The sequence below is a fragment of the Rhodopseudomonas sp. BR0C11 genome (assembly GCF_010820945.1).
In the GTDB taxonomy this organism is placed as follows: domain Bacteria; phylum Pseudomonadota; class Alphaproteobacteria; order Rhizobiales; family Xanthobacteraceae; genus Rhodopseudomonas; species Rhodopseudomonas palustris_H.
Genome location: NZ_QTKI01000156.1, coordinates 1 through 10413, shown reverse-complemented (window position 1 = coordinate 10413; position 10413 = coordinate 1). Strand labels below are relative to the sequence as shown.

The 10413-nt window shown below is 66.7% G+C and carries 9 protein-coding genes; all 9 read left to right on the top strand.

The features are described from left to right. Positions 1-1314: arginine--tRNA ligase (locus DYI24_RS13740; protein WP_164572691.1), on the top strand; the 1314-nt coding region annotated here is incomplete at its 5' end. 102 nt (positions 1315-1416) lie between these two features. Further along, complete coding sequence (locus DYI24_RS13735; RefSeq protein ID WP_164572690.1) at positions 1417-3039, top strand: SPOR domain-containing protein; 1623 nt, start codon at positions 1417-1419, stop codon at positions 3037-3039. A gap of 48 nt (positions 3040-3087) precedes the next feature. Further along, positions 3088-4113, top strand: a complete 1026-nt coding sequence (nagZ, locus tag DYI24_RS13730; protein WP_164572689.1) for a beta-N-acetylhexosaminidase — start codon at positions 3088-3090, stop codon at positions 4111-4113. Further along, positions 4110-4943: a segregation and condensation protein A gene (locus DYI24_RS13725; RefSeq protein WP_107344754.1), complete on the top strand. Its 834-nt coding sequence runs from the start codon at positions 4110-4112 to the stop codon at positions 4941-4943. Before nagZ ends, DYI24_RS13725 begins: the two co-directional genes overlap by 4 nt. Positions 4944-4963: 20 nt before the next feature. After that, positions 4964-6265 carry an SMC-Scp complex subunit ScpB gene (gene scpB, locus DYI24_RS13720; RefSeq protein WP_164572688.1) on the top strand — a complete coding sequence of 434 codons (1302 nt, stop codon included), beginning with the start codon at positions 4964-4966 and terminating at the stop codon, positions 6263-6265. A 146-nt stretch (positions 6266-6411) separates the two neighbouring features. Beyond that, a complete protein-coding gene (locus tag DYI24_RS13715) occupies positions 6412-6648 on the top strand; it encodes a twin-arginine translocase TatA/TatE family subunit (RefSeq protein ID WP_011158398.1) in 237 nt (78 codons plus the stop codon). A 188-nt stretch (positions 6649-6836) separates the two neighbouring features. Continuing rightward, a complete protein-coding gene (gene tatB / locus DYI24_RS13710; RefSeq protein WP_164572687.1) occupies positions 6837-7373 on the top strand; it encodes a Sec-independent protein translocase protein TatB in 537 nt (178 codons plus the stop codon). Continuing rightward, positions 7370-8173, top strand: coding sequence for a twin-arginine translocase subunit TatC (gene tatC, locus DYI24_RS13705; RefSeq protein ID WP_107344751.1), 804 nt, complete (start codon positions 7370-7372; stop codon positions 8171-8173). Before tatB ends, tatC begins: the two co-directional genes overlap by 4 nt. Positions 8174-8335: 162 nt before the next feature. After that, positions 8336-10413: phosphatase PAP2 family protein (locus DYI24_RS13700; RefSeq protein ID WP_349627775.1), on the top strand; the 2078-nt coding region annotated here is incomplete at its 3' end.

The window sequence follows — 10413 nt, the reverse complement described above, 5'->3', positions numbered from 1 at the left end:
CTGCTCGACACCGCAGGCTTTGCCGTCACCCGCGAGTACTACATCAACGACGCCGGCGCCCAGGTCGACGTGCTGGCGCGCTCCGCCTTCCTGCGTTACCGAGAAGCGCTCGGCGAGGCGATCGGGGAAATTCCCGAAGGGCTGTATCCGGGCGATTACCTCAAGCCGGTCGGCGGGGCGCTGAAGGCCGAGCACGGCGCGGCGCTCAAGGAACTGCCGGAAGCGCAGTGGCTGCCGACCGTCCGCGCCAAGGCGATCGCGATGATGATGGAAGCGATCAAGGGCGATCTTGCCGCGCTGAACATCACCCACGAGGTGTTCTTCTCGGAACGCTCGCTGATCGAAGGCGGCCGCAACCGCGTCGCCGAGACCATCGAGTTCCTGCGCGCCAAGGGTGACGTGTATCAGGGCCGGCTGCCGCCGCCGAAGGGCGCGCCGGTGGAGGACTATGAGGATCGCGAACAGACGCTGTTCCGCGCCACCGCCTATGGTGACGACGTCGATCGGCCGCTGCTGAAGTCGGACGGCTCCTACACCTACTTCGCGTCCGACATCGCCTATCACAAGGTCAAGTTCGACGCCGGCTTCGCCAACATGGTCGACGTCTGGGGCGCCGACCACGGCGGTTACATCAAGCGGATGCAGGCGGCGATCCAGGCGGTGACGGCCGGCAAGGGCGCGCTCGACGTCAAGATCGTTCAGCTCGTGCGGCTGCTGCGCAACGGCGAGCCGGTGAAGATGTCGAAGCGGGCTGGCGACTTCGTCACGCTACGTGAAGTGGTGGATGAGGTTGGTTCCGACGCTGTCCGCTTCATGATGCTGTTCCGCAAGAATGATGCGGTGCTCGACTTCGACCTCGCCAAGGTGATCGAGCAGTCGAAAGACAATCCGGTGTTCTACGTTCAGTACGGCCACGCGCGCGGCCATTCCATCTTCCGCAACGCGCGGGAGGTGGTACCGGATCTGCCCGAGGATTCGCAGGCGCGGGCGGCGATGCTGCGGCAGGCGCCGCTGGAGCGTCTGAACGATCCTGCCGAGCTCGAACTATTGAAGCGACTTGCGCTCTATCCGCGGATCGTCGAAGCCGCCGCCCAGGCTCACGAGCCGCACAGAATCGCGTTTTATCTCAATGAGCTCGCGAGCGAGTTTCATGCGCTTTGGACGCATGGCCGCGATTTGCCTCATTTACGCTTCATTATCAATAATGATGCAGAGATTACCAGGGCGCGCTTGGCGATGGTCCAAGGCGTCGTCTCGGTTTTGGCCTCGGGGCTCGCCATTCTCGGCGTCACTGCGCCGGACGAGATGCGATAGGGGATCGGCCGTCAGATGGGGATCTGGAGCGGCTTGTGAGAGCGGCCGTGTCGTCTGCGAGGGCGCCTTGGGCAGCTTTCCCGAATGGGACGCGACATCACGATGACGGATCGATATCAGAGCCGACCTTTTCCGCTGGACGATGACGACAGCCGGGCGTCGTCCCGCTATCCGCAGAAGCCGGAAAACGATCCGCTCGCCGAACTCGCGCGCCTGATCGGTCAGACCGATCCGTTCGGGCAGACCGCTCCGCGCATCGAGCCGGCGCCGCCGGTTGCGCCGCAGACGCGTTCCACCGATTTTCGTGCCAGCCGTCCGGTGCCGCCGCAGGCCGAGGACGAGTTGTCGCCGCCGCCGATGCCGTCGTGGATGCAGCATCGCCAGGCGCCGCGTGCGCTTGAGCCGGCGCGCACCCAGGAGCCGACCTTTGCGCCGGAGCCGGATTTCAGCCGGCCGCCGTCGTTCATCAATGCGGCACCGCCGCGCCGCGCTGAGGCTCCGAGCTTCGAGCGCGCGCCGGCGATCCAGCCGCCGATTGATCCGAACCCGCTGCAGATGCGGCCGATCGAGCAGCCGGCGATGGATCTGCGCTCGCTCGATCCGCGGTTCGATCCGGCGCCGCCGGAGCAGCGTCAGCTCGATCTGCCGCCGCCGGATCGCGTGCACTACGACCCGCCATTCGAGCCGCTTCCCGCGACGTCGCTGGAGCCCGATCGCTACGACGAGGCGCTGTATGGCCAGCTTCCGGCCGACCCCGCGCCGATCGGTGGCTATCAAGAGGCGCCGTACGGATACGAAGACGGCTACGACGATCAGGCCGATCAGCGCGCGCTGAAGCCGCGCCGCAATACGATGCTGACGGTGGTGGGGATCCTCGCGCTCGCGGTGGTCGGCACCGGTGGCGCGCTGGCGTATCGCACCTTCGCCGGCACGACCCGCACCGGCGAGCCGCCGGTGATCAAGGCTGATACCAGCCCAACCAAGATTCCGGGCCCGTCGAACGACAACGCCGGCAAGCCGATCCAGGATCGGCTCGCGTCCAGCAACGGCGTCGAAGCGTTGGTCTCACGGGAAGAGCAGCCCGCCGCCGATCCGTCGCGGATGCCCGGCTCGGGCCCGCGGGTCGTGCTGCCGCAGCTCAACCAGAACCCCAATCCGCCGCCGGTCGCCAGCGTCGCGCCCGGTGCCAAGCCGAACCTGCCGCCGCCGCCGAACAACGGCACGCTGGCTGGCGACGAGCCGCGCAAGATCAAGACCTACAGCATCCGCCCGGATCAGGCCGATGCGGCGGCTCAGCCAGCCGGTGCGGCCCGCACCGCGGCGCCTGCCGCCCGGACGCCCGGACGCGGCGTCGCCGACGCCAACGCCTCGGCCGGCAATGCGCCGCTGTCGCTGTCGCCGAATTCGGCCGAGACCGCAGCGCCGCGGCCGCAGCGCGTCGCCTCGGCGCCTGCGTCAGAACCGGCCGCCACCTCCGGCGGCTACGTCGTGCAGGTTTCGTCGCAGCGCAACGAGGCCGACGCCAAGGCGTCCTACCGCAGCCTGCAGAGCAAGTTCCCGTCCGTGCTTGGATCGCAGCCGCCGCTGATCAAGCGGGTCGATCTCGGCAGCAAGGGGACGTACTACCGCGCGATGGTTGGACCGTTCTCGTCCGCCGAGCAGGCCCAACAGGTCTGCGGCAACCTAAAAAGTGCCGGCGGACAGTGCGTCGTCCAGAGGAATTAACGGCGGTTTCCTTGACCCTGGAGGCGCGCGCGGGCTAAGCGGCCATGTATGGCACCGCGCGCTTTCATCACCGGTATTGCCGGCTTAAGCCTCAGCGACGATGAGCGCGGATTTCTCCGCGAATCTCGTCCCTGGGGCTTCATCCTGTTCAAGCGTAATGTCGACAATCCGGCGCAAGTCAAAGCGCTGGTTGAAGAATTGCGTAGAACCGTGGATTCCCCGGATGCGCCGGTCCTGATCGACCAGGAAGGCGGCCGGGTGCAGCGGCTCGGACCGCCGCATTGGCCGGTGTATCCGCCGGGCGCCGTGTTCTCCACGCTCTATGACATCGATCCCGAGGCCGGGGTGACCGCGGCGCGGCTGAGTGCCCGGCTGATTGCGGACGATCTCGCCGCGCTTGGCATCACCGTCGACTGCCTGCCGCTGGCCGACGTGCCGATCGCCGGCGCCGACGCGGTGATCGGCGACCGCGCCTACGGCACCACCCCGGACAAGGTCGCGGCAATCGCCCGCGCCGTCACCGACGGCCTGGCTCAGGGCGGCGTGCTGCCGGTGCTCAAGCATATCCCCGGTCATGGCCGCGCCACCGCCGACAGCCATCATCGCCTGCCGACGGTGGACACGGCGCGCGAGGAACTCGACCGCACCGACTTCGCCGCGTTCCGGCCGCTCGCGGATCTGCCGATGGCGATGACTGCACATGTTGTGTTTAGCGCGCTCGATGCCGCCCAACCCGCGACCACTTCTGCGACAATCATCGACCAGGTGATTCGCGAATCGATCGGGTTTCAAGGATTGCTGATGAGCGACGACGTCTCGATGAACGCGCTGGCCGGCAGCATCGCCGAGCGCACCCGCGCGATCGTTGCGGCGGGCTGCGACGTCGTCCTGCATTGCAACGGCAAGCTCGACGAGATGCGCCAGGTGGTGGCCGAGACTCCGGAGCTTCAGGGCAGGGCGCTGGCACGCGCCGAGGCGGCGCTGGCCGCCCGCCATGCTCCCCAGCCGTTCGACCGCGCGGCGGCGCGTGCCGAACTCGACGCATTGATCGGCCGCGCAAAGGTGGGCGCATGACCGCTGAGATTCTGCAATTCGAGACTGGCCGGCCTGTCGAGCAGCAGGCCGACCAGGACGACGCGCTCGTCATCGACGTCGAGGGCTATGAAGGCCCGCTCGACCTGCTGCTCACGCTGGCGCGGCAGCAGAAGGTCGACCTGCACAAGATCTCGATCCTGGCGCTCGCCGATCAGTATCTGCTGTTCATCGAAGAAGCACGGAAGATCCGGCTCGAGCTCGCCGCCGACTATCTGGTGATGGCGGCGTGGCTCGCCTTCCTGAAGTCGCGCCTGCTGCTGCCGGAGCCGCCGGCCCAGGAAGGTCCGAGCGCCGAAGACATGGCGAACGCGCTGGCCAACCGGCTGCGCCGCCTCGAAGCGATCCGCGAAGCCGCCAACCGGCTGATGACCCGCGCCCAGCTCAATCGCGACATCTTCCCGCGTGGTCAGGTCGAAGAGATCGCCGAGATCAAGCATCCGAAATTCACGGCGACGCTGTACGACCTGCTCAGTGCCTACGCTTCACAGCGCCAGTCGCGCGTGCTCACCACCGTGCATCTCGCCAAGCGCACGGTGTGGTCGCTGAGCGAAGCGCGCGCGTCGCTGGAGCGTCTGGTCGGGCTCGCCGAGGATTGGAGCCGGCTCGACGAATATTTGCTGCGCTACATGCCCGATCCGACCCAGCGCGCCACCGTGCTGGCGTCGAGCTTCGCGGCCGCGCTCGAATTGGTGCGCGAGGGCGAGGTCGAGCTGCATCAGTCGGGCCCCTTGGCGCCTTTGTATTTTCGTAAGCGTCCGCCGTCTCCAGCGATGGAAGCGGCAGCCTTACCGGATGCTCCGGTCGGGTAGTGGAAGAAGGAGACCGAGCCATGGCAAGTCTGGCGGAGAAGCGCATCGTGGAGTTCGAACAGCCGGTCGAACATCTCGCTGATGACAGCGCCGAACAGCAGCCGCAGTCCCGGCCCGAGGAGCTGCGTCTGCTCGAAGCCCTGCTGTTCGCGTCCCCTGAGCCGCTCGATCAGGCTGCGCTCGCCAAGCGCATGCCGGAAGGCGTGGACGTCAAGGTCGCGCTGAAGCAGTTGCAGGAGGACTACGCCGGTCGCGGCGTGAATCTCGTCCGCATTGCCAACAAGTGGACGTTCCGCACCGCCGGCGATCTCGCCTGGCTGATGACGCGCGAGTCCACCGAGACGCGGAAGCTGTCGCGTGCCGCGATCGAGATGCTGGCGATCATCGCTTATCACCAGCCGATTACCCGGGTTGAGATCGAAGAAATCCGCGGCGTGGCGACCTCGAAGGGCACGCTCGACGTGCTGCTGGAGACCGGCTGGATCAAGCCGCGTGGCCGTCGCAAGACGCCGGGCCGGCCGCTGACCTTCGGCACCACCGAAGCGTTCCTGTCGCAGTTCAGCCTGGAGTCGCTCACCGACCTGCCGGGCCTCGAAGAACTCAAGGGCACCGGCCTGCTCGACACCCGGCTGCCGACTGGCTTCAGCGTACCGACGCCGTCGGACGATCCGGCGCTGCGCGAAGACGAAGACCCGCTCGAGCCCGGCGATCTCGATCTGGCGTTGGCGCCGCAAGCCGACCCCGAGCTGGATCTGGAGGGCGAAGCCGCGGCCGCCGAGGCTGCCGCGTCGGAAACCGCCGAGGCCACGGGCACCGCGGAGACCGGCGAGGCCGAGCTGGGCGTTGCCGAAACCGCTGAGCAGGATGCGGCCGCGCCGGAGGTCGGTTTCGCCGAGACCGTGGATGACGACGCCGAACCGGTCGAAACCGGCTTTGCCGAGACCTCTGACGATGAGGCCGAGGCCGAAACCGGCTTCGCCGAGACCGAGGAGGCCGACGAGTCCGGTGAGATCGAAGACGCCGCCGAAGTCGGCGAAGTCGACGATCCCGAGCTGGAAGCCGAACAGGCCGACTCTGGCGATTTCGATGCCGAGGAGGACGTCAGCATCGAGATCGAGACCGTCGAAGTGGAACTGGTCGCGTCGGATGATCAGGATGAGGACGTCGTCGCCGAGGCGGACGAGGTCGCGTCTGACGACCTCGAAACCGGGGAAGACGAGACCGACCAGACCGACGCTCCGGAACTCGATACCGCTGAGCCGGAAGGCTCCGACGAGGACGCCGAGCACGACGCCCACGGCGAGGATGATCAGCACCAGTAAGTCGGCGCTACGCCTCGAAAGGAACTGGATCAGCGGCGATCAACTCGCCGTTGCGACAGCTTAAATCCTTGTTTCGGGCGGCTCTTTCACCTAGCTTCGCAAGTGAATAGGGCTGGCGCGCCGGTCGAGTTTCGGGAGAAGGCAGGATGGGTTCACTCAGTATCTGGCACTGGATCGTCGTTATCGCGGTCGTCCTGCTGCTGTTCGGTCGTGGCAAGATTTCGGACCTGATGGGCGACGTCGCCCAGGGCATCAAGTCCTTCAAGAAGGGCTTGCAGGACGATGAAAAGACGGCCGAAAAGTCCGAGCCGGTGAAGTCGATCGACCACACCTCGACGCCCGGCGCGACCAACCGCACCGACGTCGGCAGCAAGGCGGTCTGAAGCGCGGTCGCAACGCGCCTGATCCGTCTTCGAGCCCCGTGCGGCATCGCCGCGCCGGGGCCGCTTGATCCGGCGACGGCACGCGCCGCCGGATGACCCAAGGGTGAGCGCATCGCGGGGACGGCGGGGCGCGCCCGGAAGCGTCCCGGCAGTTGCGCGGGCGCATTGAGGCATAGTCGGCACGTTTCATGTTCGACATCGGGTGGAGTGAACTGATGGTGATCGGGGTGGTCGCGCTGATCGCGATCGGCCCCAAGGAACTGCCGGGCGTGCTGCGCACGGTCGGGCAGTGGATGGGCAAGGCGCGCCGGCTCGCCACCGAATTCCAGGGTCAGTTCCAGGAAGCGATGCGCGAGGCCGAGATGGCCGACCTCAAGAAGTCGTTCGACGAGGTCAAGGAAGCCACCACCGGACTGTCGACCAACAACATGCTCACCAAGCTGTCGAGCCAGGTCACCGACGCCATGGCGCTCGACAAGGCTACCAACATCGATACCCCGCCGACCGAGCCGACGACGCCGGCGCAGCCGACTGCGGAGACCTTCACCGAGGCGACCCAGCACGATGCGGCGGCGTCCGAGCCGCTGGCGATCGTGCGCGAGGCGCAGGCCACCGAGCCGGCGAACCTGCCGGTCGCGGCCGAAACGCATGCGCTTCCCACGCCTGATGCCGCGCCGCCGGATCTCGCGCATCCCGAACCCGCCAAGGACGCCAAAGCGTCATGAGTGCCGAGGATATCGAGGCCTCCAAGGCGCCGCTGATGGACCACCTGATCGAGCTGCGGTCGCGGCTGATCAAGGCGCTGCTCGGCTTCGGCATCGCGTTCATCTTCTGCTTCTTCTTCGCCAAGCAGATCTACAACGTGCTGGTTTGGCCGTTCGTCTGGGTCGCGGGGCCGGAGAACTCCAAGTTCATCTACACCGCGCTGCTCGAATACTTCCTCACCCAGCTCAAGCTGGCGATGTTCGGCGCCGGCTTCATTTCGTTTCCGATCATCGCGACCCAGATCTACAAATTCGTCGCGCCGGGCCTCTACAAGCACGAGCGCAACGCCTTCGTGCCTTACCTGATCGCGACGCCGGGCTTCTTCCTGCTCGGCTCGCTGGTGGTGTACTTCCTGGTGCTGCCGATGCTGGTGCGGTTCTCGCTCGGCATGCAGCAGATGGGCGGTACCGAAACCGCGCAGATCCAGTTGCTGCCCAAGGTCGGCGAGTATCTGTCGCTGATGATGTCGCTGATCTTCGCGTTCGGCCTGGCGTTCCAGTTGCCGGTGATCCTGACGCTGCTCGGGCGGATCGGCGTGCTCACCGCCAAGCAGCTCAAGGAGAAGCGCCGCTACTTCATCGTCGGCGCCTTCATCATCGCCGCGGTGCTGACGCCGCCCGATGTGATCAGCCAGGCTTCGCTCGCGATCCCGCTGCTGCTGCTGTACGAAGGCTCCATCATCGCGGTGTCGATGGTCGAGAAGAAGCGCGCTGCGGCGGAGGCGTCGAACACCTCGGACTCGTCGACCCCGGCGGCTTGAGCCTTCCCCGCTCGTGATTGTTAGTTGCCGCTTCGGCGGTCGTGCCGGGCAGGGATAGGCTGGTAACCCGGTCAGCATTGCGCGAGTTTCCGAATCGACCGCATGTTGGCGCATGCAGCGAGGCTTCGTCGGTGGCCCGTTTGCCTACCGTCGAGCGCCGTTATGCGCCTTGTCCAACATGCGATCCTGGTAGCCGTGGCGCTGGTGCCGTCGATCGACGCAGCGCGGGCGCAGACGAGCTGCACGGGTCGCTGTGCGCAGCAGGCCACCGACCAGGAAGCGCTGCTGGCCCCATTCAACAGTCTGCTGTCGACCGTGCAGGGGCGGGCGGTGCTCGACGCCAATCTCGCCAAGCAGGTCGAGATCTATCTGAATTCGACCCAGGCCGAGAAGATCGCCGCGGGCACGGTGCTGATCCTGCCGGCGGTGCCGGCCAATGTGCTGCTGCGCGCGTTCCCGGGCAATCCCTCCTACGGCTACGATGCGCAAGGCATTCCGACCGCGCCGATGCTGCCGGCCTCGATCCTGCGGATGGAAGCCGCGATCATCGGCAGCAATCAGATCGTGGCGATGAAGCCGTACTTCGGCACCAGCGATGTCTATGGCAACGCCTATGGCTATCTGCCCGGCCAGACCGACAGCTACGGCAATCCGCCGCCGTATCAGGTTTCGGCAGCGATCTTGAACAACCCGTTCACGCCGCAGAATTCGTCCTATTTGGCGTGGCAGAACCAGCAGACGCCCGGCGCGTACAACATCAACTGGGTGCTCGGCGACTCCAATGTCGGCGATTTCCCGAGCGCCCATACGATGCTGGCGACCTCCAACGCGGTGCCGTTCGCGATCCTGGCGCCGGGCTACTATCAGCAGTTCGTCATGGCGGCGGCGCAGTTCTCGTACGACCTCAACGTCTATGCGGCGCACTATCCGCTCGACGTGATCGGCGGCCGGATCATGGCGACCTACGTCACCGCCAACATGCTGGCCGGCAATCCGCTGTACGCCTCGGCGGACTTCAACACCACGAATCTGTCGTCGCTCGCGACCGAGATGCAGACCTATCTTGGTGGCGGTGCCAGCTCGCCCTATGCATCGGCGTGCGCCAATCTGATCGCCTGCCTCAGCAGTGGGGTGATCCCGACTGCCGCCAGCTATCAGCAGCAGGCGCAGGCCTATCGGCATTTCCTGACCTACGATCTGCCGTCGGTCGGCCCGACCGATCTTGCGCCCGTGGTGCCGGCGGAAGCGCACTATCTGATCGCGACGCGCTATCCGTATCTGACGACCGCCCAGCTCGACGAGATCCTCGCCACCACCGAGCTGCCGTCGGGTGGTCCGCTCGACAACGGCACCGGCTGGGCGCGGCTCAATCTGTATGCGGCGGGCGGCGGCTACGGCGCGTTCCGCAGCAACGTCACCGTGACGATGGACGCGTCGCAGGGCGGCCTCAACGCGTTCGACATCTGGAGCAATGACATCTCCGGCCCAGGTGGACTGACGCTGGCAGGTACCGGCACGCTGGTGCTGGCGGGGGCCAACACCTACACCGGCGGCACCCGGGTCCAGACCGGCAGCACGCTCGGCCTCAGCGGCAGTCTGCTCGGACCGCTATGGGTCGCCTCCGGGGCGAGCTTCGTCGTCGGCCGGACCGGCACGTTCACCGGCGCGCTAAGTAACGACGGCACCGTTTACAATGCCGGCGTGGTCGATGGCAGCTTCAGCGGCGGCGGTGCCTTCACCAATGCCGGCTGGCTCGGCGGAACCGGCACGTTCGGCTCGCTCGATCTGCGTGGCGGCTCGATCGTGTCGCCCGGTCATTCGGTCGGCACCATTCAGGTCTCCGGCAATCTCAGCGTGTCGGCGGGCGCCGCTTACTTCGCCCAGGTCGAGGGGAGCACCGCAGATCTGATCCAGATCGGCGGCACCGCGAACTTGTCGGGTGGCACCGTTATCGCCGGCTTGATCGGGCACAGCCCGATCCTCGGCCAGGCCTATCCGATCCTCACCGCGGCCGGCGGCATCACCGGCAGCTTTGCGAGTGCGGTGACCGACGATCTGCCGTTCCTCGCAGCGTCGTTGAACACTTCGGCCCACGCGGTGACGCTGACGCTGACCCGCAACGCCGTTCCGTTCGCCAGCCTGGCGACCAGTGCTAATCAGGCCGCCGTCGCCAATGCGCTCGACGCCAGCCCGGCGGCGAGCGGGCCTGGCCTGCTGATTGCCACCCCGTCGACTGCCCG